The organism is Variovorax sp. IB41 (assembly GCF_016405905.1).
Taxonomy (GTDB): Bacteria; Pseudomonadota; Gammaproteobacteria; order Burkholderiales; family Burkholderiaceae_C; genus Variovorax.
In genome coordinates this window covers 1,332,357-1,357,329 of sequence record NZ_JAEFCB010000001.1, presented here as the reverse complement: position 1 = coordinate 1,357,329, position 24,973 = coordinate 1,332,357, and the positions used below count along the sequence as shown (strand labels likewise).

Genomic DNA, 24,973 nt, shown 5'->3' with positions numbered 1-24,973 from the left:
GGCCGGCGTCCGGCTCGCCGAACATCAACCGGTCGCGGATCTCGTGCACGCTGAGCCCTTCGCGCAGCAGCTTGAAGTACCAGCTGCCGTCCCCGGTGTCGCCGTACAGGCACGCGCCCACCAGCTTGTCGTCCTTGAGCACCAGCTTCCTGTAGACGCCGCCGAAGGGGTCGCTCATCACGATTTCTTCCGTGCCTTCGCCGCCCATGAATTCGCCCGCGCTGAAGAGGTCGATGCCCGTCACCTTCAGCTTGGTGGAGGTGAGCGAACCCAGGTAGCGGTCGATGCCGAATTGCGCGAGGTGGTTGGCCGCCACCTTGGCCTGCTCGAAGAGCGGCGCCACCAGCCCGTAGGCGATGCCGCGGTGCGCCGCGCATTCGCCCACCGAGTAGATGCGCGCGTCGGTCACGGTCTGCAGGGTGTCGGTGACCACGATGCCGCGGTTGCAGTGCAGGCGCATCTTCTCGGCCAGCTCGACGTTGGGGCGGATGCCCACGGCCATGACCACCAGGTCGGCCGCGACCTCGGTGCCGTCCTTGAAGCGGATGCTCTTTACGCGGCCATCTTCGCCGCCCACCATGTCCTGCGTCTGCGCGCCCATCAGGAACGTGAGGCCCCGGTCTTCCAGCGACTTCTGCAGCAGCTTGCCCGCCACGTCGTCGAGTTGCCGCTCCATGAGCCAGGGCATGACGTGCACCACGGTCACGTTCATGCCACGCAGCATGAGGCCGTTGGCCGCCTCAAGGCCCAGGAGGCCACCGCCGATGACGACCGCATTCTTGTGCGTGCGGGCGGTCTCGATCATGCAGTCGGTGTCGGCGATGTCGCGGTAGGCGATCACGCCCTTCAGGTTGTTGCCCGGCACGGGCAGCATGAAGGGGGTGGAGCCGGTGCACATCAGCAGGCGGTCGTAGGCGGCCTCGGTGCCGTCCTCGGCGCGCACGATGCGCTTGATGCGGTCGACCTCCACCACCTTCTTGCCGGCATGAAGCGTGATGCGGTTGTCGCTGTACCAGGCCCAGCTGTTCAGAACGATCTCGTCGATCGTCTGCTCTCCCGCGAGCACCGGCGACAGCATGATGCGGTTGTAGTTGGGGTGCGGCTCGGCGCCGAAGACGGTGATGTCGTACAGGTCGGGCGCGATCTTCAGCAGCTCCTCGAGCGTGCGCACGCCGGCCATGCCGTTGCCGACCATCACGAGTTTCAATTTCTTCTTCATGGGCTGGGCCTTTGCTGGAAATCAGGCGAACGAAGGCCCGGGGCGCGCGTGGAGAATCGCGCCATGAGCTTTGAAGTGGACATCGGCTACAGCAGCCTGCGCGGACCCCGCGAGGTGAACGAAGACTTCGCCGGTGCCGTGCATGCGCCGCGCGGCGACGAGGCGCGCGGGCTCATCGCGGCGATTGCCGATGGCGTCTCCACCGGCGGGCGCGGCCTGGAGGCGGCGCAGACCACGGTGATGGGTCTCCTGGCCGACTACTTCGCCACGCCCGACACCTGGGAGCCGACCGCCGCGCTCGACCGTTTGATCGGCGCGCAGAACGCCTGGCTGGCCGACCACAACCGCCGCCGCGCGGGCGACACGACCGCGCTCACCACGCTCACCGCGGTGGTGCTGCACGGCCAGAGCTACACGCTGGCCCACGTGGGCGACACGCGCGCCTGGCGCGTGCGCGCCGATGGCGATGCGGCCGTGCCGCTCACGCTGGACCACGCCTTCGAACATCCCGACATGCGCAGCCGGCTCACGCGCGCCATCGGCCTCGATGACCAGGTGCGCGTGGACTACGCGCAGGGCGACGTGCGCGTGGGCGACTGCTTCGTGCTGACCTCCGACGGTGTGCACGGCGTGCTCAAGCCGCAGCAGGTGGCCGCGATCGCGCTGCAGGGCGATGCCGAAGCGGCGAGCGAGGCGCTGGTGCATGCGGCGCTCGATGCCGGCACGCGCGACAACGCGACCGCGTTGGTGATCCGCGTCGTCGGCCTCGACGCGCGGCAGCTGGACGACGAACTCGGCGACGGCCGCCGGCTCGCACCGCCGCCGCTGCTGAAGGTGGGCGACGTGCTCGACGGCTACGTCGTCACCGCGCTGGTGGCCGACACCGGCGTGCACCTGCTCTACCAGGCGCGCCATCCGGGCACGCGCGCGCTGGTCGCGCTGAAGACCTTGCACCCGTCGCGCGCCAGCGATCCGCAGGAGCGCGCGATGCTGGCGCACGAGGCGTGGCTCGGCCAGCGCGTCGGCGAGAGCGGCGGCTTCGTGCGCGTGCACGAACGCGCGGAGAACGCGAGCGCGCTTTACATCGTGTTCGACTGGCATGGCGGCCGCACGCTGGAGCAGATGCGCAGGACGGGGGCGCGCGGCGCGGTGGCCGAGGTGGTCGCCGCGGCCATCGAGGTGAGCAAGGCGCTCGGCCGGCTGCACCGCCACGGCGTGGTGCACCGGGACATCAAGCCCGGCAACCTGCACCTGGGCGATGACAGGCGCTGGCGCATCCTCGACCTGGGCGTGGCGCTCTCCGGCCGCGAGGGCGCAGCGCAGCGGGAACTCCATGCGGGCACGCCGAGCTACATCAATCCCGAGCAGTGGGAGGAGGGCGGCGTCGCGGATGCCGGCAGCGACCTGTTCGCGCTCGGCGCCACGCTCTACCAGTGGCTCGGCGGACACCTGCCCTACGGCGAGATCGAGCCCTACCAGGTGGCGCGCTACCGGCGCGACCCGGTCGCGCTCTCGCGGCTGCGGCCCGATGTGCCGGTGTGGCTCGACCACCTCGTGCGCAAGGCCGTGGCCCGCGATCCGCGCGAGCGCTTCGAGACGGCCGAGGAGATGCTGCTCGCGCTGGAGCGCGGCGCCTCGCGCCCCGTCGGCGCGCCGATGGCCACGCCGCTCGTGCGCCGAGATCCTGTGATGCTCTACAGGATCGCCTTGGGCGTGTCGCTGCTGTTCAACGCACTGCTCGTCGTGTGGCTGCTGTTCTTGCCACGCTGAGGACGATGGCAGCCACCATCCCCGTTCGGGCTGAGCTTGTCGAAGCCCCGCTCGCGATGGAGACAACCCTTCGACAAGCTCAGGGCGAGCGGGTGGGAAAATCATGCAGCCCTTCGTGCAGGCGATGAGACGGCGGGCGCGGGTGAGGTGCGCGCACGCCCACCCTTCTCGGCCCAGGTGCGCGTCCAGCGAATCTGCATGACGCGCATCACGCCCAGCATCGCCAGCGAGAGCGCGCCGAAGAAGACGAAGCCCCAGAGATAGCTGCCCAGGAACTGCTTGGACAGGCCCATGGCGTTGGGCACGAGGCCGCCGCCGAGGGCGCCGATCTCGCCGATCATCGAGCCGGCCACCGCGGTGCTCAGCGGCCAGCGCAGCGGCACCAGCTGGAACAGCGCGCCGTTGCCCGCGCCCAGCGCGGCGAAGCACACGATCAGGAGCAGCGTGGTGAGCACCAGCGAGCCCGACGACAGCCCCACCAGCACGAGGCCCACGGCCACCACCAGCAGCACGACGGTCAGCGTGTTCACGCCGCCCCAGCGGTCGGAGAGCCAGCCGCCCACGATGCGCACCGCCGCGCCCATGAAGGCCGCGAGCATGGTGAGCTGGCCCGCCTCCACCTTGCTCACGCCGAACTGGTCGTAGTAGTACGAGGGCAGGAAGGTGGTGAGGCCGATGAAGCCGCCGAAGGTCACGCCGTAGATGAGGCTGAAGACCCAGCCGTCTTTCTCGAAGAGGCACGCGATGTGCGCGCGGAAGCTCGCGTGGCTGTCCACGTCGGGCGGCTCCTTGGCGAACACCACCATCACCACCATCGGGATGAGGATCGCGACCGCGGCCACGCCGTACACCGCCTGCCAGCCCAGCCACTGCGCGAGCGGCGGGGCCACCAGCACCGACACCGCCGTGCCCACGTTGCCCGCGCCCACCAGGCCCATCGCCAGGCCCTTGTGCTGCGGCGGGAACCAGCCCGAGCCCAGCGACAGCGCCACGCCGAAGCTCGCGCCGGCAATGCCCAGCAGCACGCCCATGGCGAGCAGGTCGTTGAAGCTCTTGACGAAGAAGAAGCCGAACAGCATCGCCACCGCGATGAGGCCCATCTCGACCAGCGTGGCTTTCTTGCGGCCGATGTACTGCGAGAGGATGCCCAGCGGAAAGCGCATGAGCGCGCCCGCGATGATCGGCACCGACAGCATCAGGCCCTTCTGCGCGGGCGAGAGGTCGAAGGTCTCGCCGATGAAGGGCGCCATGGCGCCGTTGAGCACCCAGATGCAGCAGGAGAACGAGAAGTACAGGAACGCCGCGAACAGCGTGGGACTGTGGCCTGACTGCAAGAAATTCCTGAAACCGGACATGGTGTTCACAAGTGCAAAAAGCCGCGGCGCGACCTTGGACGGGTCGTGTCGACGGACAGGGTTGGGGGCGGGGTGCCGGCAGCGGACGCTGTCGGCGTGGGGGGTGTGTCCGGCCTGTGCGCTGGGTGTGCGCGGCCGGACGGGTTGCAGGAGCCTGCAGCCTCACCAAAGCGGTGCTTCGTTACACCGCATCCCCTTCGTTGCAAGAGGCGTGCCCGCGAAATCGCACAGGCGTGCGCGCGAGCGTGGCCTATGCTTGCCGTGCCCGCCGACACGCCGCCATGACTTCCCTTCTGCTCGTCCTTCCCAATGAATTCGATGCTCCCGCGCTCTTGCCGGAGGTGCTCCGGCAGGGCATCGCGGATGCGGGCGCCACGGTGCTCGGGCGCGCCGCTTGCCGCACGCTGGTGCAGCAAGCGGGCGCGCTTGCACCGCAACAGGTGCTGGTGTGGTTGCCCGAGGCGGCGCAGCTGCAGGCGTTGCGCGATGCGCTGCAGGCATGGACCGGTGTGCCGCCCTGCGCGGTGAGCGTGGCCAGCGCGCCGTTGGAAAGCGCGCAGCACGAGGCGCTGGTCGCGCTCGGCGTGCACGCATGGGCGCCGCTCGATGCGCCCGCCATTCCCGCGCTGCTGGCGCGCGCGCAGGCCCGATGGACGCGCGAAGCCGCGCTGCGCACCGAGCTCGACAACCTGCGCACGCGCATGGACGAGCGCAAGTGGGTCGATCGCGCCAAGGGCCTCCTGATGTCCGCGCGCGGCATCGGCGAGGACGAGGCCTTCGGCCTGCTGCGCGGCGCGGCCATGCACGCCAACCTGCGGCTGGGCAAGGTGTCGCGCTCGGTCCTGGAGGCCGCGCAGTGGGCCGAGGCGATCAACCGCGCGGGGCAACTGCGCATGCTGTCGCAGCGGCTGGTGCGGGTGGCGGCGCAGCTGCTCGCAGGCATCGACGTGCAGCGCGCGCGGGTCCTGCGCACGCAATCGACCGAGCGCATGCAGCAGAACCTGGATCACCTCGCGACCCTCGCGCTGGGCGCGGCCGGCGTGCAGGCGCTGGGCGTCGTGCAGGCGGCATGGAACGGGTTGAGCGCTGCACTGCCCGTGAAGCCGTCGCCGCAAGCGCTCGCGGAGATTGATGCGCGCGGCGAGGCCTTGCTGCTCGCGGCTGAAGCGATGACGGAAGCGCTGGAAGCATCGGGCGCGCGGCGCGCGCTGCGCATCGTCAACATCTGCGGGCGGCAGCGCATGCGGGCGCAGCGCCTGGCGAAAGATGCGCTGCTGGCATCGACGCTCGCAGCAAGCGCTTCACGCGCTCGGCTGCTGCCGACGATGAACGAATTCGAAGCCGCGCTCGTGGAACTGGAGCGCGCGCCGCTCAGCTCGCCCGAGATCCGCGCAGGACTGGCGAGCGCGCGGGACGAATGGCTGCGTCTCGTAGGCGGTGTGCAAGCGCTCGACAGCCCTGACGGCCGCGCGACGCTGGTGCGTTCCAGCGAAGCCCTCGTCGACACCTTCGAGCGCCTTACCGCCTGGTACGAGCACAGCCTGCAGGTCATCATGTCCTGAAGCCGGTCGTGCGGCACCCGCTGCGTCAGGCCGCGGCCTTCTCCACATGCGCCTGACGCGTGTAGAGGAAATCGATCACCGCCTTGCGCGCATGCACATAGGCCGGGTCTTCGGCCAGTTCGACGCGGTTGCGCGGGCGCGCGATGTCCACCGCCAGCACTTCGCCGATGGTGGCGGCCGGGCCGTTGGTGAGCATCACGATGCGGTCGCTCAGGAGCACCGCTTCGTCGACGTCGTGCGTGACCATGACGACGGTGCTGTGCGTCTTCTGCACGATGGCGAGCAGCTCGTCCTGCAGCTTGGCGCGGGTGAGGGCGTCGAGCGCGCCGAAGGGCTCGTCCATCAGCAGCACCTTGGGCTCCATCGACAGCGCGCGCGCAATGCCCACGCGCTGCTTCATGCCGCCGGAAATTTCGCCGGGCCGCTTCTGCGCGGCAGGCGTGAGTCCGACCAGCGCGAGCGCCGCGTCGGTGCGCTGGCGTAGCTGCGCGCGGCTCTCGGTGGCCGCGAACACGCGCTCGACCGCGAGGTACACGTTCTCGAAGCAGGTGAGCCAGGGCAAGAGCGAGTGGTTCTGGAACACGACGGCGCGCTCGGGGCCGGGGCCTTTGATCTCGCGGTTCGCGCAAAGGAGCACGCCTTGCGTCGGCGTCGTGAGCCCGGCGATCAGGTTCAGCAGCGTCGACTTGCCGCAGCCCGAGTGCCCGATGAGCGTGATGAACTCGCCCTTGGCGACGTTCAGGTTGATGTCGCGCAGCGCGAGGAAGCTGCCCTTGGCCGTCTTGAAGCGCTGCTCGACGCCGTGGATCTCGATGTACTTGCTGTCGTCGTTCATGACTTCACCTCTTCGAAAGTGAATGCAGTGGCCAGCTTGATGAGCGCGAACTCCAGCACCAGGCCGACGATGCCGATCACGAAGATCGCGATGATGATGTTGGCGACGTTCAGGTTGTTCCACTCGTCCCACACCCAGAAGCCGATGCCCACGCCGCCGGTGAGCATCTCGGCCGCGACGATCACCAGCCATGCGGTGCCCACCGCCAGGCGCACGCCGGTGAGCATGTAGGGCAGCACGGCGGGGAAGAGGATCTTGGTGAGGATCTTCCATTCGGACAGGTTCAGCACTTTCGCCACGTTCATGTAGTCGCTCGGCACGCGCTGCACGCCCACGGCGGTGTTGATGACCATCGGCCAGATCGAGCAGATGAAGATGGTCCAGATGGCCGCAGGGTTCGCGCCCTTGAAGACCAGGAGGCCGATGGGCAGCCATGCGAGCGGCGACACCGGGCGCATCAGGCTGATGAGTGGATTGAACATGCGCGCTAGGAACTCGAAGCGCCCGATCGCGAAGCCCGCCGGAATGCCCACCAGCGCCGCGAGCCCGAAGCCCAGCGCCACGCGCTGCAGCGACGAGAGCACGTTCCAGCCCACGCCCTGGTCGTTGGGGCCCTTGCTGTAGAACGGATCGCTGAACACCGTGAGCGCCTGCTGCCAGGTCGCCAGCGGCGTGGGAAAGCCGGTGGTGCTCTTCATGGCGACCAGCTCCCAGACCAGCAGCAGCAGGCCGAAGCCCGCGAGCGGCGGGAGCACGCGCATCCAGAAGGCGCGCAGATCCAGGGGTGAGCGGGTGCGGGGCTCGGGCGCAGGGGCCGCCATCACGGCGGGCGCGGGTGCCAAGGAGGCCGTGGGCTTGGACGCGGCAGGCGCCGCGGCCTGCGATGCGGCCGCTTCGAGCGGGGAGTGGAATACAGCGCTGACCATGGTGCGTTTCTCCTGAAGCATCAGACGTGCAGCTTGAACGACTCGGCGTACTTCTTCGGGTCCTTGCCGTCCCACACGGAGCCGTCGAACAGCTTGCTGGTGCGCAGCACCTCCTTGGGCACGGGCGTCTGCGTGGCGGCGGCTGCCTGCTTGTAGATGTCGATGCGGTTGATCTCGGTGGCCACCTTCAGGTAGTCCGGGTGCTCCTTCAGGAGGCCCCAGCGCTTGTGCTGCGTGAGGAACCACATGCCGTCCGAGAGGTAGGGGAAGTTCACCGCGCCCCCGTTGTAGAACTTCATGTGGTTCGGGTCGTCCCAGCTTTTGCCCAGGCCATTGGTGTAGCGGCCCAGGATGCGCTGGTTGATCGCGTCCACGCTGGTGTTGACGTAGCTCTTGTCGGCGATGGTCTCGGCCATCTTGTTCTTGTTCTGCAGGCCGGTGTCGATCCACTTGCTCGCCTCGAGGATCGCGGCAGTCACGGCGCGCGCCGTGTTGGGGTACATCTTCGTGAACTCGGCGGTGGTGCCCAGCACCTTCTCGGGATGGTCCTTCCAGATGTCCTGCGTGGTGATGGCGGTGATGCCGATGCCGTCCATGATCGCGCGCTGGCCCCACGGCTCGCCCACGCAGTAGCCGTCCATGTTGCCCACGCGCATGTTGGCCACCATCTGCGGGGGCGGCACGGTGATGTTCTTCACGTCCTTGAACGGATCGATGCCGGCTGAGGCGAGCCAGTAGTAGAGCCACATCGCGTGGGTGCCGGTGGGGAAGGTCTGCGCGAAGGTGTACTCGCGCTTCTCGGTGGCGATGAGCTTGGCGAGCGAGGCGGCATCGACCGCGCCCTTGTCGGACAGCTTCTTGGAGAGCGTGATGGCCTGGCCGTTGTTGTTCAGGGTCATGAGCACGGCCATGTCCTTCTTCGGTCCGCTCAGGCCCAGGTGCATGCCGTAGACCAGGCCGTAGAGCACGTGCGCCATGTCTAGGTCGCCGTTGGAGAGCTTGTCGCGCACGCCGGCCCAGCTGGCCTCCTTGCTGGGGACGATCTTCACGCCGTATTTCTTGTCGATGCCCAGCACCGAGGCCATCACCACGCTCGCGCAATCGGTCAGCGGGATGAAGCCGATCTTCACTTCTTCTTTCTCGGGCTTGTCCGAGCCCTGGGCCCAGACGGCGGCGCGCAGCGCGGGGTCGACGCCCACGGCGCCGATGGCGGCGGCTTGCAGTACGCGGCGGCGGCTGAGGCGGATTTTCAGCAGGTCGGTCATGGGGGCGGGCTCCGGTTGAAGAACGAACAAAAGGCAAAGTCAAAAACAAAAAAGGCGTCCCGACCACGCGGGGGCTGCTCGCGAACGAGAGCCCTTGCGGGATGGGGACGCCTTTGTCCGGTTCGGTGGGTGGCACCCGCCGTTGGGTGCCGCCTGCCTGTAGACCACGCAGGTCTGATGTACTCACTTACGCAAACTGCGTGCCAGTGATCGCGGGGTGCATGGTGCTATCGAAAAAGTAGCCCTGGCGCGCGGTGCGTGCAGGACAGAAGTGCCGCCGGAGTCCATGGCTCGTCGAAAGCCCGTTTTTGTGCGGCGCACCAAGTTGAAACGCTTTCAGCGCGGCGCACGGGCATCGGGCATCGGCAGGTAGTCGGCCATGGCGAGCATCGATTCGGCCACGTCGACCAGCCGGCGCTTCTGGTTCATGGCGGTCTGGCGCAGCATCTTGTGGGCCTCGTCCTCGCTCAGGCGCCGGTGCGCCATCAGGAGGCCCTTGGCGCGCTCGACCACCTTGCGCTCGTTGAGCGAGGCGCGCACGGTCTGCAGTTCGTCGCTCATGGCCTGCAGGCGCTGCGACTGCTCCTGCACCATGTCGAGCACCGAGCGCTCCAGCAGCCGGCCGTAGGGGGCGGGCGCCACGGCCTGCGTGCCGGCATCGTCGAAGAACAGGGCGCCGCCTGACTGCGGCGCCAGCGTATCGAGCAGTTGCCGGTAGGCCGCGAGGTCGGTGCGCGCCTGCGCGGTCTTGCGGTTGCACAGGGCGCGCAGCTCGTCGGCGAGGCTGTCTTCGACCGTGCGCATGGCGTCGATGCGGCGCGTGCAGCAGTCGAACCAGCTTTGACTGAGTTGGCCGTATTGCGCATCGGGCGCCGCGACCAGCGTTGTGGTGCCGACGCGGCGCAAGCGCTCGAGTTCGGCCATGGTGGCATCGGCCTGGCTCTCGCGCCAGAGCACCAGCACCTGGGCGCTCGAGAAATCGGTGAAGACGTGAAAGCACCGCTCCTGCGATTCGATGAGGTGCAGCCACTGCACGCGCTGCGCCTCGTTGCTGCGGCCCAGCGCCAGCGTGGCGGCACCAAAGGCGCGCTCCTGGCCGGCGAATTCCTTGCCCTGCATGAAGTTGAACATCGCGACCAGGAGGCGCGAGATCTCCGGATCGGTAGCGCCGTCGGCCGCCTCGAACACCACGGCCAGCAGGCCCGCGACGAGCTTGGCGAAGGCCGCGGTCGATTGCGCCGGCGCGAGTTCGAGCGCGCCGATGCGCCCGCGCAGCGCGGGCAGGGCGTCCAGCCCCGGCAGCACCCAGGCGATGCGGCTGAACAGGCGCGCGCTGTTGCCTGCGCTGGCGCGCTGGCGGGCCTCGGTCTCCAGCTGGTCGAAGCCGTTGCGCACCGCCTGCTCGAGCGCCTGGCATTCGGCGATCTGCGGGTCGCGCTGGTCGGCAAAGCGCTGGCCGCGCGAGGCGAGGAACACGTTGGACATGCCGCGCTCGCGCTGCAGCGCATGCACCAGCCGGCCGATCAGGCCGACCAGCTCGCTGGTGCGCGCGAGCTGGTCGAGCTCGTCGATTTCGCACTGGCGGGCGGCGATCAGGAAGTGCAGGCCGGATTTCATGGGGGAGTGCGGAAGGCGGAAGGCGGAAGAGGGAAAGGGACGCACACCGTTGCTGCAACATCCGTGCCTTCGCCCCGTGCCGGGCGCGTGCTTGCCCCTTTGCGGGCGTGCGCCGCAGGCGCCACCTACACTCGCCGGATGCTCTTGTTGGGAATCGAATCATCCTGCGACGAGACCGGCGTGGCGCTGGTCGAGTCGCACGGCGACGCGCTGCCGGTGCTGCTCTCGCACGCGCTGCACAGCCAGATCGCCATGCACCAGGCCTACGGCGGCGTGGTGCCCGAGCTGGCCAGCCGCGACCACATCCGCCGCGTGCTGCCGCTCACCGAAACCGTGATGGCCGAGGCCAAGCGCGCGTTGAACGAGATCGACGTGGTGGCCTACACGCGCGGCCCGGGGCTCGCGGGCGCGCTGCTCGTGGGCGCCGGCGTGGCCTGCGCGCTGGGCGTGGCGCTGGGCAAGCCGGTGCTGGGGGTGCATCACCTCGAAGGGCACCTGCTGTCGCCGTTCCTGAGTGCCGATCCGCCCGAATTTCCGTTCGTTGCGCTGCTGGTGTCGGGCGGTCACACGCAACTGATGCGGGTCGATGGCGTGGGCCGCTACGAACTGCTCGGCGAAACCATCGACGACGCGGCCGGCGAGGCCTTCGACAAGAGCGCCAAGCTCATGGGCCTGCCGTACCCGGGCGGCCCGTGGCTCGCGAAGCTGGCCGAAGATGGCAACGCGACGGCGTTCAAGCTGCCGAGGCCGCTGCTGCACAGCGGCGATCTCGATTTTTCGTTCGCGGGCCTGAAGACCGCGGTGCTCACGCAGGCCAAGAAGCTGGGCGACCAGCTCGAGGCGAACAAGGCCGATCTCGCGGCATCCACGCAGGCGGCGATCGTCGAGGTGCTGCTGAAGAAGTCGCTCGCCGCGCTCGAGCAGACCGGGCTCAAGCGCCTGGTGGTGGCCGGTGGCGTGGGCGCGAACAAGAACCTGCGGGAGCAACTCAATGCAGCCTGCGCCAAGCGCCGCGTGCGCGTGCACTACCCCGAGCTGCACCTGTGCACCGACAACGGCGCCATGATCGCCATGGCCGCCGCGATGCGCCTGCAGTCGGGCCTGTCGCAGGCCAGCGCGCGCTATGCCTTCGACGTCAAGCCGCGATGGCCCATGGCTTCGCTGGCGGCCGAGGCGCAGCCGCTGCCTGAGACTGCGTAACTGGTTGCAGCGGCGATTGGCGCGCACGCCCCTGCAAGGGCAGGGGCAGCACGTCCAGCACACTGCGCCAGAGCTCGCGCCATTCGGGCCAGTCGTGCCCGCCTTCGGTCGTGAAGACGCGGCCCGCCGGCAGGGCGTCGGCCAGCAGCTTGTGGTTGCCCGCAAAGCGGTCCTTGAGGCCGAAGCCCAGGTACAGCGGCGGCAGGTTCCGGGAGGGCTGGGCCTGCAGGTACTCCTGGAAGAAGGGCCAGAGCTTGCGGTCGGGCTCCTCGTCGGGCTGGGGGCCGGTGGGCGCATGCCATGCGCGCAGGCCGCCCGCCTTCTGGATCTCCGCGCCGAGCACGCGGCGCCCGAGGTAGGGCGCGAGAGCGACGATGCCGTCCACCGAGCCCGGCCGCGCCAGCTCGTGGATCAGCGCGCCGAAGCCGCCGATCGAAATGCCCACGAGCCAGATCGAGGTGTAGCCCCGGGCGCGTTGCGGCTCGATGACGTCCGCCTGCAGGCGGTCGCTGAGCGTCTGGTCGTAGTAGTAGGAAACGTCGGCATCGACCAGCATCGCGTCGGCCGCCAGGTGGCGCTCGCGCACGGCACTGATGAAGCCATGCTGCTCGAACTCTTCGGGTTTCAGGTACGCGCCCGGCAAGAAGACCAGGAGCGTTTCGGACCGTTCGTTGTCAGTGGCTGACCGCAGGTGCGTGTTCATGGTGCCTTGAGGGGCACCCGGCCCCGCACCGGCACGAAATTCGATGCGCTTGCGAGACGCCCACGAAGAAGAAAGTACTAAAAAAACGTCACATCATGTGACGTTATCCAGCGCTATTGTGAATAAGGTGCTTGTTTAAAGTCAAAAACAAGCCACTACTAACATTTTCCTCTTGTGGGCATCGCCTTGGTTAGTTGATTTGCAACTGCGAGGCACGGTTCACGGGCACCAGCTTGCCCAGCTTCAGCGTGAGCACGCCGTTCTCGAGCTTGGCGTCGCTCGCCGTCACATCGATGTCCTGCGGCAATTCGTAGGCGGCCTTGAACTGGCGCTTGGCTTCGGCCTTGCTGTCGATGCGGACCACGGCGCCTTCGATGCTGATCGCGAGGTCGTCGCGCGAGAGGCCCGGCACGTCCAGCGAAAGGGTCCAGCTCGTGTCGTCCTGCTCCACCAGCGGCGAGCGGCGGGGTGCGGCGAAAGCGTCGTTCACGAAGCGTTCGAACGCGCGGTCTTGCGAGCGGGGAACGAAGCGGGTGGTGCGGATGGTGGGTGCGAAAAACATGATGGAAAAGCTCCTGAATGAACACAATGGGGACAAGGAATGTGTGTCCCTTACACTGCGCGGCCATTCAATCCTGAGTGCCGCTTGACACCTCATCTAGGCGCAGCCGCACGCGTTTCAAGACGATGACTCCCCCCTTTATTTGGCGCCGCCGGGCCTTGAAATTCGCGGCGCTGGCGCTATGCGCGACCCCCTTGGCCGGGCTTGCGCAAAGCCCGGCAGCGCCGCCCGCGCCCATCCGTCTTGCCTTGATCGAAAGCATGAGCGGGCCCTTCGCGAACACGGGCGAGGCGGTGTTCCGCAACCTCTTGTGGGCGGTGGAGCGCGTGAACGCGCGCGGCGGCGTGAAGCTGCCGGGCGGCGCGCGTCCGCTGCAGCTGGACCGCTACGACAGCAAGGGCCAGAACGAAGAGGCGCTCTCCGCGTTGCGCGCTGCCATGGACGACGGCGCGCGCATCGTGCTGCAGGGCAACTCGTCGGCCACCGCGGCGGCGCTGGTCGATGCCGTCGACAAGAACAACGAGCGCGACCCGGCGCGGCGCGTGATCTTCCTGAACTACGCGGCGGTCGATCCGGCGCTGACCAACGAGCGCTGCAGCTTCTGGCACTTCCGCTTCGACGCCCATGCCGACATGCGCGTGGCCGCGCTGATGGACGTGGTGAAGGACGACGCCTCGCTCAAGCGCACCTACCTGATCGGGCAGGACTACAGCTTCGGCCAGGCGGTGCTGCGCGAAGTGCGCCGGCAGCTGGGCGTGCAGCGGCCCGACGTGGAGATCGTCGGCGACGAACTGCACCCGATGGGCAAGGTGAAGGACTTCGCGCCCTACGCCACCAAGATCCTCGCGAGCGGCGCGCAGGCGGTGTTCACCGGCAACTGGGGCAACGACCTCACGCTGCTCGTGAAGGCGGCGCGCGAGGCGGGCTTCAACGGCAGCTTCTATACCTTCTACGGCAACGCGCTCGGCGCGCCCGCGGCCATCGGCGATGCGGGCATCGGCCGCGTGGTGGCGGTGGCCGACTGGCTGCCCAACGTGCAGACCGTGCAGTCGGAGGCGTTCTATCGCGCCTTCCGTGCGCGCTTTCCGAAGCCCGCGGACGACTATGTGCACATGCGGATGCAGTTGCTCGTCGAGTCGCTCGCGCAGGCCGTCGAACGCGCGGGCAGTGTCGAAGCAGTGGCCGTGGCGCGCGCGCTGGAGCAGGCCGACGTGAGCCTCTACGGCCAGCGTGGCCGCATGCGCGCGGCGGACCACCAGTTCCAGCAGCAGCTGGTGGTCGGCGTGATGGACCGGCAGGGCAAGCCCGGCGTGCAGTTCGATGTCGAGGGCTCGGGCTACGGCTTTCGCGTGATCAAGACGATCGCCCCGGAGCGCGCCGAGCTGCCGACATCGTGCAAGATGAAACGACCCCAATGACACCCCCAATGACGACCAACAGGACGACAGCCGATGCGTGAAGCCATCCACAACCTCGAAGCCTCCAAGATTCGCGAGGTCGCCAATGCGGGCCTGGGCCGCGACGACGTGCTCGCCTTCTGGTTCGGCGAAAGCGACGAGGTCACGCCCGAGGTGATCCGCCAGGCCGCCATCGAATCGCTGCAGCGCGGCGAGACCTTCTATGCCCACAACCTTGGACTGCCCGAACTGCGCGAGGCGATCGCGCGCTACACCAGCGCGCTGCATCCCGCGGTCGACGCCTCGCGCATCGCCGTCACCTCGGGCGGCGTGAGCGCGCTGATGCTGGCGGTGCAGGCGCTGGTCGATGCGGGCGACGATGTGGTCGCGGTGACGCCGGTGTGGCCGAACCTCACGGCGCAGCCGGCGATCATGGGGGCGCACGTGCGCACGGTGTCGCTGGTGCCAGTCGAAGGACAGTGGACGCTCGACCTGCCCGCACTGCGGGCCGCGGTCACATCGAAGACGAAGCTCCTGATCGTCAACGCGCCCAACAATCCCACCGGCTGGACGATGACGCGCGACGAGCAGCAGGCCGTGCTCGACCATTGCCGCGAGACCGGCACCTGGATCCTCGCCGACGAGGTGTACGAGCGGCTGTATTTCGAGGCCTCGCCGAACGGCTGCGCGCCGAGCTTTCTCGACATCTCCAAGCCCGATGACCGGCTGGTCGTGACGCACAGTTTCTCCAAGAGCTTCCTCATGACCGGATGGCGCCTCGGCTGGCTGGTGCTGCCGCCCGCGATGGTCGATGGCATCGGCAAGCTGATCGAGTTCAACACCTCGTGTGCGAGCGTGTTCACGCAGCGCGCGGCCATCGCGGCGATCGCGCACACGGCAGACATCACGCCGCGCGTGGTCGCGCACCTGAAGCTGTGCCGCGACACGCTGGTGCCGCTGCTGGCCGCGGTGCCCGGCGTGCAGGTGGCGCCGGCCAAGGGCGGCATGTACGCCTTCTTCCGGCTCGACGGTTTCGGCGATTCGCTCGACATGGCCAAGCGGCTGGTGGTCGAGGCGGGCCTCGGACTCGCGCCCGGCAATGCCTTCGCGCCCGAGGCGCAGGGCTGGCTGCGCTGGTGCTTCGCGTCGAAAGACCCGCAGCGGCTGGTGCAGGGCGTGGAGCGCCTGCGCCAGTGGCTGGCTGCGCAGCCGCAGCGCAAGGGCTGAGCCGGTCGGACTGCAATTTCGTTCAATACGCGGGGCGTGCGGCCCGCGAAGCTCGGCCTTTCTTCGAGAGCGAAAGGTCATGCATGTCGGAACGAATCAAGGGAATGGCGCTGTGCGCGCTGGCGATGGTCACGGTGGGCAGCACGGTCGTGGCCAGCAAAGTGATTGCCGGCGGCCTGCCGCCGTTCACCGCGACGGCGCTGCGGTTCGCGATGGCGCTGCCGGTGTTTCTCCTGCTGCTGCGGGTGACGCGCACGCCGTGGCCGCGGCCCGACCGGCGCGACCTCGCGCTGCTGCTGTGCCAGGCCGGGCTGGGAAGCGTCGGCTACACGGTGCTATTGATCCTTGGCGTGCGCTGGGCGCCGGCCGCCAGCGCGGGCGTGGTGGCCGGAACGCTGCCGGCCGTCGCGGCGCTGGTGGCGGTGCTGGCACTGCGCGAGCGGCCGGGGCGGTACCTGATCGGCAGCATCGTGCTGGCGACGGCGGGCGTGCTGGCGATCAGCTGGCCGGGGGAGGGCGCCGCGGGGGACTCGAAATCCCCTGCGGCGATGGTCGGCAATTTGCTGGTGCTGGGCGCGGTCGTCTGCGAGGCGATGTTCATCCTGCTCAACAAGCGTTTGCGCGTTCCGGTGCGGCCGCTGGCGCTGTCGACGCTGATGACGGCTTTCGGGCTCCTCCTGTCGCTGGTGCCGGCGCTGTTCGAGCGCGCCTGGGAGCACCCGTTGCCGAACGATGCGCTGGCTGGCGTCGCCTATTACGCGCTGGTGCCAACGGTGCTGGGCTTTGTCCTCTGGTTTGCCGGATCGGCGCGGCTCAAGGGGGCGGAGGCGGCGCTTTTCACGGCGCTCCTGCCGGTTTCTGCGCTGATACTGGCGGCGCTCTGGCTGGGCGAAAGTATCAGTCTGGCGCAGGTCGGCGGGGCTGCGTGCGTGCTGGGCGCGGTGGGGCTGGCTTCGCTCGATGGAAGGGGCGAAAAAGGCTCTGGCCATGCTGCCGCTCCTTCGTGAAACACCGCGGAACCGGCTTTGCCGGGCCGCAGGTGTTGCCCCCGGTAGGGGGTTGGCGAAGCGACACGGAGTGCGCGCAGCCTGGGGGCGAGTCCATGACAAGCTATAATCCCGAGGCTTTGCATGCCGCAAGGCGCACGATGAGGGCAGTTCCAGCGCTCACCGCAAGTCAAACATCCCGGAACAAGGAAATTCAACATGATCGCAGCCTCCATCAAGGCCGAAGTCGTCAAAGACAACGCCCGCGCCGCCAACGACACTGGCAGCCCCGAAGTGCAAGTCGCACTGCTGACCGCCCGTATCAACGAGCTCACCCCCCACTTCAAGACGCACGCCAAGGACCACCACGGCCGTCGCGGCCTGCTGCGCATGGTGAGCCGCCGCCGCAAGCTCCTGGACTACCTCAAGTCCAAGGACGCCGACCGTTACACCGCGCTGATCGCCAAGCTGGGTCTGCGCAAGTAAACCGAATCGCATGAAAAAACGCCTGGGTTAGTCCGCTAGCTCAGGCGTTTTTTACTTCGCGATCCACTTTCGGAGTGCCAAAACAGAGCGAAGCTGTGTCATTCCAATGAAGTTCTCCCCGAGCTTCGCTGGAATGGCATCGTGTTCTGAGACAGCCTCCGCCCCTTGCGAACCCTGTGTGGTTCGCTACTAAAACAGGAGCAAACATGAGCCTCTTCAACAAAGTCACCAAGTCCTTCCAATGGGGCGACAAGACCGTTGTCATGGAAACGGGCGAAGTCGCCCGCCAGGCCAATGGCGCCGTGCTGGTCGACATCGACGGCACCGTGATCCTGGCGACCGTGGTCGCCTCCAAGTCCGCCAAGCCGGGCCAGGATTTCTTCCCGCTGACCGTCGACTACATCGAGAAGACCTACGCCGCGGGCAAGATCCCCGGCAGCTTCTTCAAGCGCGAAGCCAAGCCCAGCGAACACGAAACGCTGACCAGCCGCCTGATCGACCGTCCGATCCGCCCGCTGTTCCCCGAAGGCTTCCTGAACGAAGTGCACGTGGTCATCCACACCGTGTCGCTGAACCCCGAAGTCGATGCCGACATCGCCGCCATGATCGGCGTGAGCGCCGCGCTGTCGATCTCCGGCATCCCGTTCAGCGGTCCGATCGGTGCCGCCCGCGTGGGCTACATCAACGGCCAGTACGTGCTGAATCCGGGCCAGACCGCCCGCAAGGATTCGCAGATGGACCTCGTCGTCGCCGGCACGCAAGCCGCCGTGCTGATGGTCGAGTCCGAAGCCCAGCAACTGAGCGAAGAAATCATGCTCGGCGGCGTGGTGTTCGGCCACGAACAGGCCGGCATCGCGATCAACGCGATCCATGACCTCGTGCGCGACGCCGGCAAGCCGGTGTGGGACTGGCAGGCACCGGCCGAAGACGAAGCCTTCGTCGCCAAGGTCAAGGGCCTGGCCGAAGAAAAGCTGCGCGCTGTTTATCAGATCCGCAGCAAGCAAGCCCGCACGCAAGCCCTGCGCGAAGCCAACGCCAGCGTCATGAGCACGCTCAAGGAAAGCGGCGAGCCCTTCGACGCCGGCAAGGTCAACGACCTGCTGTTTGCCATCGAATCGAAGATCGTGCGCAGCCAGATCCTGTCGGGCGAACCCCGCATCGACGGCCGCGACACGCGTACCGTGCGCCCCATCGAGATCCGCAATTCCGTGCTGCCCCGCACCCACGGCTCGGCCCTGTTCACGCGCGGCGAAACGCAGGCGCTGGTCATCACCACGCTCGGCACCGAACGCGATGCGCAGCGCATCGACGCGCTGGCCGGCGAGTACGAAGACCGCTTCCTGTTCCACTACAACATGCCTCCCTTCGCCACCGGTGAAGTGGGCCGCATGGGCTCGACCAAGCGCCGCGAAATCGGCCACGGCCGCCTGGCAAAGCGTGCGCTCGTCGCCGTGCTGCCGACCAAGGAAGAATTCCCGTACACCGTGCGCGTGGTCTCGGAAATCACCGAGTCGAACGGCTCCTCGTCGATGGCTTCGGTCTGCGGCGGCTGCCTCTCGATGATGGACGCGGGCGTGCCGATGAAGGCGCACGTGGCCGGCATCGCCATGGGCCTGATCAAGGAAGACAACCGCTTCGCCGTGCTGACCGACATCCTGGGCGATGAAGATCATCTGGGCGACATGGACTTCAAGGTTGCGGGCACGACCAACGGCATCACCGCGCTGCAGATGGACATCAAGATCCAGGGCATCACCAAGGAAATCATGCAGGTCGCACTGGCGCAGGCCAAGGAAGCGCGCATGCACATCCTGGGCAAGATGCAGGAAGCCATGGGCGAGGCCAAGGCCGAAGTCTCCAGCTTCGCACCGCGCCTGACCACGCTGAAGATCAACCCCGAGAAGATCCGCGACGTGATCGGCAAGGGCGGCTCGGTCATCCGCGGCCTGCAGGAAGAAACCGGCACGACGATCAACATCGACGAAGACGGCACCATCACCATCGCTTCGACCGATCCGGAAAAGGCCGAGTTCGCCAAGAAGCGCATCGAGCAGATCACCGCGGAAGTCGAAATCGGCAAGGTCTACGAAGGCCCGGTCACCAAGATCCTGGACTTCGGCGCGCTCATCAACCTGCTGCCCGGCAAGGACGGCCTGCTGCACATCAGCCAGATCGCGCACGAACGCGTCGAGAAGGTGACCGACTATCTGAGCGAAGGCCAGATCGTGAAGGTCAAGGTCCTGGAGACCGACGAGAAGGGCCGCGTCAAGCTGTCCATGAAGGCCCTGACCGAGCGTCCGGCCGGCATGGAGTACAGCGAGCGCCCGCCGCGTGAAGACCGCGGTGATCGCGGCGACCGTGGTGGCGAGCGCCGTGAGCGTTCGGACCGTGGTGGCGATCGCGGTGGCGACCGTGGTGGTGATCGTGGCGAGCGCGCACCGCGCTTCAACGACCAGCAGCAGCAACCGCGCAACGACCAGCAGCAGGCTCCGGCCGGCGAGCAGTCGCAAGCACCGCGCGAGCCTCAGGAGTAAGAAGGGCGCAACGGCAGCAAACCTGCCGTTGCTATCTTTTGAACAGCTAGCTGCGCCCCACCTGCGGGCGTTGGAGGCCGAAAGACCATGAAAGCCATTGAAATCACTTCGTACGGCGCCCCTGAGGTGCTGCGCGTGGCCGATCGTCCCGATCCGGTGGCGGGCGTGGGCGAATTGCTGATTCGCGTCGCAGCCAGCGGGGTGAATCGCCCCGACGTGCTGCAGCGCATGGGCCACTATCCGGTGCCGCCGGGCGCCTCAGACCTGCCGGGCCTCGAAGTGGCCGGCGAGATCGTCTCGGGCGACGCCGCGGCGCTGGCCGAGGCGGGCTTCAAGATCGGTGACCACGTCTGCGCGCTGATCGCCGGTGGCGGCTATGCCCAGCTGTGCGTGGCGCCCGTGGCGCAATGCCTGCCGGTGCCCAAGGGCTGGAGCGATGTCGACGCGGCTTCGCTGCCCGAGACCTTCTTCACCGTCTGGAGCAACGTGTTCGAGCGCGGCCGCTTGCAAAAGGGCGAGACGCTCCTGATCCAGGGCGGCTCCAGCGGCATCGGCGTCACGGCGATCCAAATCGCCAAGGCGCTGGGCGCGACGGTGATCGTCACGGCCGGCAGCGACGACAAGTGCGAAGCCTGCAAGAAGCTGGGCGCCGACCACGCAATCAATTACCGCACGAGCGACTTCGTCGAAGAGGCGAAGAAGCTCACCGGTGGCAAGGGCGTGGACGTGATCCTGGACATGGTGGCCGGCGACTACGTGGCGCGCGAGATCGAATGTCTGGCCGAAGACGGCCGGCTCGTGATCATCGCGGTGCAGGGCGGCGTGAAGGCCCAGATCAATGCGGGCCTCGTGCTGCGCAGGCGCCTCACGATCACCGGCTCGACGCTGCGGCCGCGGCCGGTGGCGTTCAAGGGCGCGATTGCCAAGGCATTGCGCGAAAAGGTCTGGCCGCTGCTCGAAAACGGCGCGATCAAGCCCGTGATCCACAGCACTTTTGTGGCGGCGGGTGAACCCGATGGCACGACGAGTGGTGCGGCCCAGGCTCACACGCTCATGGAATCGAACCAGCACATCGGCAAGATCGTGCTGACATGGTGACAACGAACAACGCGATGACAACCAAGAAGAAACTGATCGCCGGCAACTGGAAGATGAATGGCGGCCTGGCCGCCAACGAGGCGCTGGTGAAGGCTCTGCAGCAAGGCCTGGCGGCAAGCCCGGCCGCTTGCGATGTCGCGCTGTGCGCGCCGGCGCCGTACTTCGCCCAGCTGCAATCGCTGCTGGCGGGCTCGCCGTCGCTGGCGCTCGGTGCGCAGGACGTTTCGGCGCATCCGCAAGGTGCGTTCACCGGCGAGCAGTCGGCGGCGATGCTGAAGGATTTCGGCGTGCGCTATGCCATCGTCGGTCACTCCGAGCGTCGGCAGTACCACGGCGAAACCGACGAGACGGTGGCCGCGAAGGCGGCCGCCGCGCTGGCGAACGGCATCACGCCGATCGTCTGCGTCGGCGAAACGCTGGCCGAGCGCGAAGCAGGGCAGACCGAAGAAGTCGTCAAGCGCCAGCTGGCCGCGGTGATCCATGTGAATGGCCACTGCATCAGCGAAATCGTCGTGGCCTACGAGCCCGTCTGGGCCATCGGCACCGGCAAGACGGCAACGCCCGAACAGGCGCAGGCGGTGCATGCCGTGCTGCGTGCGCAACTGCACCATGCCGCGAGCGAGCACGCTGCCGGCATCTGCATTCTTTACGGCGGCAGCATGAACGCGGCCAATGCCGCCGAACTGCTGGCGCAGGCCGACATCGACGGCGGCCTCATCGGCGGCGCGTCGCTCAAGGCCCCCGATTTTCTGCAGATCATTTCTGCCGCTGCGCGCTGAGCGCGCAACGGCTGTCATCAATTAGGAGTAAGAACGAATGAACGTGGTCCTCAACCTTCTGGTCGGCGTGCAAATGCTGGCGGCCCTGGCGATGATCGGCCTGATCCTGATCCAGCACGGCAAGGGCGCCGACATGGGCGCGGCCTTCGGCAGCGGCAGTGCCGGCAGCCTGTTCGGTGCCAGCGGCAGCGCGAACTTTCTCTCGCGCACCACGGCCGTGCTGGCCGCGGTGTTCTTCGCATGCACGCTGCTGCTCGCGTACTTCAGTCACGCGCGTCCTGCGGGCGGCGGCAGTCTTCTGGAGCGTGCGGCCGTGGGCGCACCCGCTGCGCCGGCCACGCCGGCCTCTGGTGCCGCAGGCGAAATCCCTGGCGCCGGTGCTCCGAGCGCACCGGCTTCGGCACCTGCCGCACCCGTTTCGGGCGCCGGTCAGATTCCGAACAAGTAATCCAGTCGTTTTCATGCAGTCGTCAGCGAGAAACGGCTGCATTTCAGGGTAAACTCTAAAGCTGTTCAGAAAGCCAAATGCCTTAACCGGTACCTCATGCCATCTGAACAGCAAAAACCGCGGTCGTGGTGAAATTGGTAGACACGCTATCTTGAGGGGGTAGTGGCGAAAGCTGTGCGAGTTCGAGTCTCGCCGACCGCACCAAATCTCATCGGCAGAAAACCTCATCCAGAGGTTCTTCTTGCCGGTGGCAAGCGGTGAAAATTTCTCGATGAACCTCGATTCCTACCTTCCCGTCCTTTTGTTCATTTTGGTCGGAGTCGGCGTAGGCGTCGCCCCCCAAGTCATCGGATACATCCTCGGCCCCAACCGGCCAGACGCTGCGAAGAACGCTCCCTACGAGTGCGGCTTCGAAGCCTTCGAGGATGCGCGCATGAAGTTCGACGTGCGCTATTACCTCGTTGCCATTCTCTTCATCCTGTTCGATCTCGAAATTGCCTTTCTTTTCCCGTGGGCCATTGCGCTCAAGGAGATCGGTGCTGTCGGCTTCTGGGCCATGATGATCTTTCTCGCCATCCTCGTCGTAGGTTTCATCTACGAGTGGAAAAAAGGCGCGCTCGACTGGGAATGACAAGGAATCACGATGGCCATTGAAGGCGTTCTCAAAGAAGGTTTCGTCACCACCACCTACGACTCGGTGGTGAATTGGGCGAAGACCGGATCTCTCTGGCCGATGACGTTCGGCCTCGCATGCTGTGCGGTCGAAATGATGCATGCGGGTGCCGCCCGCTACGACATCGACCGTTTCGGCATGCTGTTCCGTCCAAGCCCGCGCCAGTCCGATCTGATGATCGTGGCCGGCACGCTGTGCAACAAGATGGCGCCGGCGCTGCGCAAGGTCTACGACCAGATGCCCGAGCCGCGCTGGGTGCTCTCGATGGGCTCGTGCGCCAATGGCGGTGGCTACTACCACTACAGCTATTCGGTCGTGCGCGGCTGCGACCGCATCGTGCCGGTCGACGTCTACGTTCCGGGTTGCCCGCCCACCGCCGAGGCATTGCTCTACGGCGTGATCCAGCTGCAGCAGAAGATTCGCCGCACCAACACCATTGCCCGCGCCTGAGAGATTGCCGACGATGACTGACTTTGCAATTTCGCCGGAGGTGCTGCGCGCCACCATCACCGAGACGCTCGGCGCCAAAGCCAAGAGCGTGACGCTCGCACTGGGCGAGGTGACTGTCGTGGTGAGTGCTGCCGACTACATCGACGCCGCCACGCTGCTGCGCGATGCGCCCGGCTGCCGCTTCGAGCAACTGATCGACCTCTGCGGCATGGACTACTCCGACTACCGCGAAGGCGAGTGGCAGGGCGAGCGCTTCTGCGTCGTTTCGCACCTGCTGTCGGTCACGCTCAACCAGCGCGTGCGCCTGAAGGTGTTCGCGCCCCACGAAGACCTGCCCGTGGTCGATTCGCTGCAGCCCGTCTGGAGCGCCGCCACCTGGTTCGAGCGCGAAGCGTTCGACCTCTACGGCATCGTGTTCGACGGCCACGACGACCTGCGCCGCATCCTGACCGACTACGGCTTCATCGGCCACCCGTTCCGCAAGGACTTCCCGGTGTCGGGTCACGTCGAGATGCGTTACGACGAAGAACAGAAGCGCGTCGTGTACCAGCCGGTATCGATCGAGCCGCGGGAAATCACGCCACGCGTGATCCGCGAAGACAACTACGGCGGCGGTTTGCACTGATATGGCCGAAATCAAGAACTACACCCTCAACTTCGGCCCCCAGCATCCGGCCGCGCACGGCGTGCTGCGCCTGGTGCTCGAGCTCGACGGCGAAGTGATCCAGCGCGCCGACCCGCACATCGGCCTCTTGCACCGCGCGACCGAGAAGCTCGCCGAATCGCGCACCTTCATCCAGTCGCTGCCCTACATGGACCGCCTCGACTACGTGTCGATGATGTCCAACGAGCACGCCTATTGCCTGGCCATCGAGCGGATGATGGGCCTGGACGTGCCGATTCGCGCGCAGTACATCCGCGTGATGTTCGCCGAAATCACCCGTCTCCTGAACCACCTCTTGTGGCTCGGCGCGCACGGCCTGGATTGCGGCGCGATGAACATGCTCATCTACTGCTTCCGCGAGCGCGAAGACCTGTTCGACATGTACGAGGCCGTCTCCGGCGCGCGCATGCACGCGGCGTACTTCCGTCCGGGTGGCGTGTACCGCGACCTGCCGGACGCGATGCCGCAGTACAAGGTCAGCAAGATCAAGAACGCGAAGGCCATCGAGCGCCTGAACGAGAACCGCCAGGGTTCTCTCCTCGACTTCGTGGACGACTTCTGCAAGCGCTTCCCGAAAATGGTCGACGAGTACGAGACGCTGCTCACCGACAACCGCATCTGGAAGCAGCGCACCGTGGGCATCGGCGTCGTGACGCCGGAGCGCGCGCTGAACCTGGGCTTCACCGGCCCGATGCTGCGCGGCTCGGGCATCGAATGGGACCTGCGCAAGAAGCAGCCCTACGACGTCTACGACCAGATGCAGTTCGACGTGCCCGTGGGCAAGACCGGCGACTGCTACGACCGCTACCTCGTACGCGTCGAAGAGATGCGCCAGGCCAACAAGATCATCCAGCAGTGCTCGGCATGGCTGCGCGCCAACCCCGGCCCGGTGATCACCGACAACCACAAGGTCGCCGCGCCCGCGCGCGAATCGATGAAGGCGAACATGGAGGAGCTGATCCACCATTTCAAGCTCTTCACCGAAGGCTTCCATGTGCCCGAAGGCGAGGCCTATGCCGCCGTCGAGCATCCGAAGGGCGAGTTCGGCATCTATCTCGTGAGCGACGGCGCCAACAAGCCCTACCGCCTGAAGATCCGCGCCCCCGGTTTCCCGCACCTCGCCGCCCTCGACGAAATGTCGCGCGGTCACATGATCGCCGACGCTGTCGCGGTGATCGGCACGATGGACATCGTGTTCGGCGAAATCGACAGGTGAG

Annotated in this window: 22 protein-coding genes, 1 tRNA gene and 1 pseudogene; 16 read left to right on the top strand and 8 right to left on the bottom strand. The window is 67.1% G+C overall.

Going from position 1 to position 24,973, the window contains the following annotated elements; all coding sequences use genetic code 11:
- Window position 1 precedes the first annotated feature (1 nt).
- Window positions 2-1,219, bottom strand: a pseudogene (locus tag JC881_RS06475) (NAD(P)/FAD-dependent oxidoreductase); the annotation flags it as partial.
- Between the two features lie 63 nt (window positions 1,220-1,282).
- On the opposite strand from JC881_RS06475, the gene JC881_RS06470 reads away from it, so the two are divergent.
- Window positions 1,283-2,989 (top strand): bifunctional protein-serine/threonine kinase/phosphatase, encoded by a 1,707-nt coding sequence (locus tag JC881_RS06470; protein WP_198784816.1) that lies wholly within the window; start codon window positions 1,283-1,285, stop codon window positions 2,987-2,989.
- A 101-nt stretch (window positions 2,990-3,090) separates the two neighbouring features.
- Here the strand turns inward: JC881_RS06470 and JC881_RS06465 are convergent, their stop codons facing one another.
- Window positions 3,091-4,344 carry an MFS transporter gene (locus JC881_RS06465; RefSeq protein WP_198784815.1) on the bottom strand — a complete coding sequence of 418 codons (1,254 nt, stop codon included), beginning with the start codon at window positions 4,342-4,344 and terminating at the stop codon, window positions 3,091-3,093.
- 281 nt (window positions 4,345-4,625) lie between these two features.
- Between JC881_RS06465 and JC881_RS06460 the strand changes: the two genes are divergently transcribed.
- Window positions 4,626-5,906 (top strand): type IV pili methyl-accepting chemotaxis transducer N-terminal domain-containing protein, encoded by a 1,281-nt coding sequence (locus tag JC881_RS06460; RefSeq protein WP_198784814.1) that lies wholly within the window; start codon window positions 4,626-4,628, stop codon window positions 5,904-5,906.
- 25 nt (window positions 5,907-5,931) lie between these two features.
- Here JC881_RS06460 and JC881_RS06455 read toward each other — a convergent pair whose 3' ends face one another.
- From JC881_RS06455 to JC881_RS06440, 4 genes are all read right to left on the bottom strand, one after another.
- Window positions 5,932-6,741, bottom strand: a complete 810-nt coding sequence (locus JC881_RS06455) for an ABC transporter ATP-binding protein (RefSeq protein WP_198784813.1) — start codon at window positions 6,739-6,741, stop codon at window positions 5,932-5,934.
- Window positions 6,738-7,667, bottom strand: coding sequence for a nitrate ABC transporter permease (ntrB, locus tag JC881_RS06450; protein WP_198784812.1), 930 nt, complete (start codon window positions 7,665-7,667; stop codon window positions 6,738-6,740). The genes JC881_RS06455 and ntrB overlap by 4 nt, the downstream gene beginning before the upstream one ends.
- Window positions 7,668-7,687: 20 nt before the next feature.
- Window positions 7,688-8,932, bottom strand: a complete 1,245-nt coding sequence (locus JC881_RS06445) for a CmpA/NrtA family ABC transporter substrate-binding protein (RefSeq protein WP_198784811.1) — start codon at window positions 8,930-8,932, stop codon at window positions 7,688-7,690.
- 336 nt (window positions 8,933-9,268) lie between these two features.
- Window positions 9,269-10,549, bottom strand: coding sequence for a nitrate- and nitrite sensing domain-containing protein (locus JC881_RS06440; RefSeq protein WP_198784810.1), 1,281 nt, complete (start codon window positions 10,547-10,549; stop codon window positions 9,269-9,271).
- 138 nt (window positions 10,550-10,687) lie between these two features.
- Here JC881_RS06440 and tsaD point away from each other — a divergent pair, with 138 nt between their 5' ends.
- Window positions 10,688-11,749, top strand: coding sequence for a tRNA (adenosine(37)-N6)-threonylcarbamoyltransferase complex transferase subunit TsaD (tsaD, locus tag JC881_RS06435; protein WP_198784809.1), 1,062 nt, complete (start codon window positions 10,688-10,690; stop codon window positions 11,747-11,749).
- On the opposite strand, the gene JC881_RS06430 is transcribed toward tsaD, so the two are convergent.
- Together JC881_RS06430 and JC881_RS06425 are read right to left on the bottom strand one after the other, a co-directional pair.
- The gene (locus JC881_RS06430; RefSeq protein ID WP_198784808.1) at window positions 11,685-12,452 is read right to left on the bottom strand and encodes an alpha/beta hydrolase-fold protein; all 768 of its coding nucleotides are present in this window, start codon (window positions 12,450-12,452) and stop codon (window positions 11,685-11,687) included. The two genes, tsaD and JC881_RS06430, sit on opposite strands and share 65 nt — an antisense overlap.
- A 190-nt stretch (window positions 12,453-12,642) precedes the next feature.
- The gene (locus JC881_RS06425) at window positions 12,643-13,014 is read right to left on the bottom strand and encodes an Hsp20/alpha crystallin family protein (RefSeq protein ID WP_198784807.1); all 372 of its coding nucleotides are present in this window, start codon (window positions 13,012-13,014) and stop codon (window positions 12,643-12,645) included.
- Between the two features lie 125 nt (window positions 13,015-13,139).
- On the opposite strand from JC881_RS06425, the gene JC881_RS06420 reads away from it, so the two are divergent.
- The 13 genes from JC881_RS06420 to JC881_RS06360 all read left to right on the top strand — a co-directional run bounded on the left by JC881_RS06420 (window position 13,140) and on the right by JC881_RS06360 (window position 24,972).
- Window positions 13,140-14,432 carry a branched-chain amino acid ABC transporter substrate-binding protein gene (locus JC881_RS06420; RefSeq protein WP_198784806.1) on the top strand — a complete coding sequence of 431 codons (1,293 nt, stop codon included), beginning with the start codon at window positions 13,140-13,142 and terminating at the stop codon, window positions 14,430-14,432.
- A 33-nt stretch (window positions 14,433-14,465) separates the two neighbouring features.
- Window positions 14,466-15,638, top strand: a complete 1,173-nt coding sequence (locus JC881_RS06415) for a pyridoxal phosphate-dependent aminotransferase (protein WP_198784805.1) — start codon at window positions 14,466-14,468, stop codon at window positions 15,636-15,638.
- A gap of 83 nt (window positions 15,639-15,721) precedes the next feature.
- Entirely contained in the window at window positions 15,722-16,645 is a 924-nt protein-coding gene (locus JC881_RS06410) for a DMT family transporter (RefSeq protein WP_198784804.1), read from the top strand.
- Between the two features lie 198 nt (window positions 16,646-16,843).
- A complete protein-coding gene (rpsO, locus tag JC881_RS06405; RefSeq protein WP_007837783.1) occupies window positions 16,844-17,110 on the top strand; it encodes a 30S ribosomal protein S15 in 267 nt (88 codons plus the stop codon).
- A 206-nt stretch (window positions 17,111-17,316) separates the two neighbouring features.
- Window positions 17,317-19,644, top strand: a complete 2,328-nt coding sequence (pnp, locus tag JC881_RS06400; RefSeq protein ID WP_198784803.1) for a polyribonucleotide nucleotidyltransferase — start codon at window positions 17,317-17,319, stop codon at window positions 19,642-19,644.
- A gap of 87 nt (window positions 19,645-19,731) precedes the next feature.
- The gene (locus JC881_RS06395; RefSeq protein ID WP_198784802.1) at window positions 19,732-20,742 is read left to right on the top strand and encodes an NAD(P)H-quinone oxidoreductase; all 1,011 of its coding nucleotides are present in this window, start codon (window positions 19,732-19,734) and stop codon (window positions 20,740-20,742) included.
- Entirely contained in the window at window positions 20,736-21,521 is a 786-nt protein-coding gene (gene tpiA / locus JC881_RS06390) for a triose-phosphate isomerase (protein WP_198784801.1), read from the top strand. The genes JC881_RS06395 and tpiA overlap by 7 nt, the downstream gene beginning before the upstream one ends.
- Window positions 21,522-21,558: 37 nt before the next feature.
- Window positions 21,559-21,969: a preprotein translocase subunit SecG gene (gene secG, locus JC881_RS06385; RefSeq protein ID WP_042579832.1), complete on the top strand. Its 411-nt coding sequence runs from the start codon at window positions 21,559-21,561 to the stop codon at window positions 21,967-21,969.
- 119 nt (window positions 21,970-22,088) lie between these two features.
- A tRNA-Leu gene (locus JC881_RS06380) sits at window positions 22,089-22,173 on the top strand.
- 67 nt (window positions 22,174-22,240) lie between these two features.
- Window positions 22,241-22,600 carry an NADH-quinone oxidoreductase subunit A gene (locus tag JC881_RS06375; RefSeq protein ID WP_041943881.1) on the top strand — a complete coding sequence of 120 codons (360 nt, stop codon included), beginning with the start codon at window positions 22,241-22,243 and terminating at the stop codon, window positions 22,598-22,600.
- 12 nt (window positions 22,601-22,612) lie between these two features.
- Window positions 22,613-23,092, top strand: a complete 480-nt coding sequence (locus JC881_RS06370; RefSeq protein WP_007837763.1) for a NuoB/complex I 20 kDa subunit family protein — start codon at window positions 22,613-22,615, stop codon at window positions 23,090-23,092.
- A gap of 13 nt (window positions 23,093-23,105) precedes the next feature.
- Entirely contained in the window at window positions 23,106-23,717 is a 612-nt protein-coding gene (locus JC881_RS06365; protein ID WP_198784800.1) for an NADH-quinone oxidoreductase subunit C, read from the top strand.
- A 1-nt stretch (window position 23,718) separates the two neighbouring features.
- Window positions 23,719-24,972 carry an NADH-quinone oxidoreductase subunit D gene (locus tag JC881_RS06360; RefSeq protein ID WP_042579830.1) on the top strand — a complete coding sequence of 418 codons (1,254 nt, stop codon included), beginning with the start codon at window positions 23,719-23,721 and terminating at the stop codon, window positions 24,970-24,972.
- Window position 24,973 lies beyond the last annotated feature (1 nt).

Coding starts and splice junctions, on each gene's coding strand:
- JC881_RS06470 (WP_198784816.1), top strand. CDS start 1,283: ATGAGCTTTGAAGTGGACATCGGCTACAGCAGCCTGCGCGGACCCCGC.
- JC881_RS06465 (WP_198784815.1), bottom strand. CDS start 4,344: ATGTCCGGTTTCAGGAATTTCTTGCAGTCAGGCCACAGTCCCACGCTG.
- JC881_RS06460 (WP_198784814.1), top strand. CDS start 4,626: ATGACTTCCCTTCTGCTCGTCCTTCCCAATGAATTCGATGCTCCCGCG.
- JC881_RS06455 (WP_198784813.1), bottom strand. CDS start 6,741: ATGAACGACGACAGCAAGTACATCGAGATCCACGGCGTCGAGCAGCGC.
- ntrB (WP_198784812.1), bottom strand. CDS start 7,667: ATGGTCAGCGCTGTATTCCACTCCCCGCTCGAAGCGGCCGCATCGCAG.
- JC881_RS06445 (WP_198784811.1), bottom strand. CDS start 8,932: ATGACCGACCTGCTGAAAATCCGCCTCAGCCGCCGCCGCGTACTGCAA.
- JC881_RS06440 (WP_198784810.1), bottom strand. CDS start 10,549: ATGAAATCCGGCCTGCACTTCCTGATCGCCGCCCGCCAGTGCGAAATC.
- tsaD (WP_198784809.1), top strand. CDS start 10,688: ATGCTCTTGTTGGGAATCGAATCATCCTGCGACGAGACCGGCGTGGCG.
- JC881_RS06430 (WP_198784808.1), bottom strand. CDS start 12,452: ATGAACACGCACCTGCGGTCAGCCACTGACAACGAACGGTCCGAAACG.
- JC881_RS06425 (WP_198784807.1), bottom strand. CDS start 13,014: ATGTTTTTCGCACCCACCATCCGCACCACCCGCTTCGTTCCCCGCTCG.
- JC881_RS06420 (WP_198784806.1), top strand. CDS start 13,140: ATGACTCCCCCCTTTATTTGGCGCCGCCGGGCCTTGAAATTCGCGGCG.
- JC881_RS06415 (WP_198784805.1), top strand. CDS start 14,466: ATGCGTGAAGCCATCCACAACCTCGAAGCCTCCAAGATTCGCGAGGTC.
- JC881_RS06410 (WP_198784804.1), top strand. CDS start 15,722: ATGTCGGAACGAATCAAGGGAATGGCGCTGTGCGCGCTGGCGATGGTC.
- rpsO (WP_007837783.1), top strand. CDS start 16,844: ATGATCGCAGCCTCCATCAAGGCCGAAGTCGTCAAAGACAACGCCCGC.
- pnp (WP_198784803.1), top strand. CDS start 17,317: ATGAGCCTCTTCAACAAAGTCACCAAGTCCTTCCAATGGGGCGACAAG.
- JC881_RS06395 (WP_198784802.1), top strand. CDS start 19,732: ATGAAAGCCATTGAAATCACTTCGTACGGCGCCCCTGAGGTGCTGCGC.
- tpiA (WP_198784801.1), top strand. CDS start 20,736: ATGGTGACAACGAACAACGCGATGACAACCAAGAAGAAACTGATCGCC.
- secG (WP_042579832.1), top strand. CDS start 21,559: ATGAACGTGGTCCTCAACCTTCTGGTCGGCGTGCAAATGCTGGCGGCC.
- JC881_RS06375 (WP_041943881.1), top strand. CDS start 22,241: ATGAACCTCGATTCCTACCTTCCCGTCCTTTTGTTCATTTTGGTCGGA.
- JC881_RS06370 (WP_007837763.1), top strand. CDS start 22,613: ATGGCCATTGAAGGCGTTCTCAAAGAAGGTTTCGTCACCACCACCTAC.
- JC881_RS06365 (WP_198784800.1), top strand. CDS start 23,106: ATGACTGACTTTGCAATTTCGCCGGAGGTGCTGCGCGCCACCATCACC.
- JC881_RS06360 (WP_042579830.1), top strand. CDS start 23,719: ATGGCCGAAATCAAGAACTACACCCTCAACTTCGGCCCCCAGCATCCG.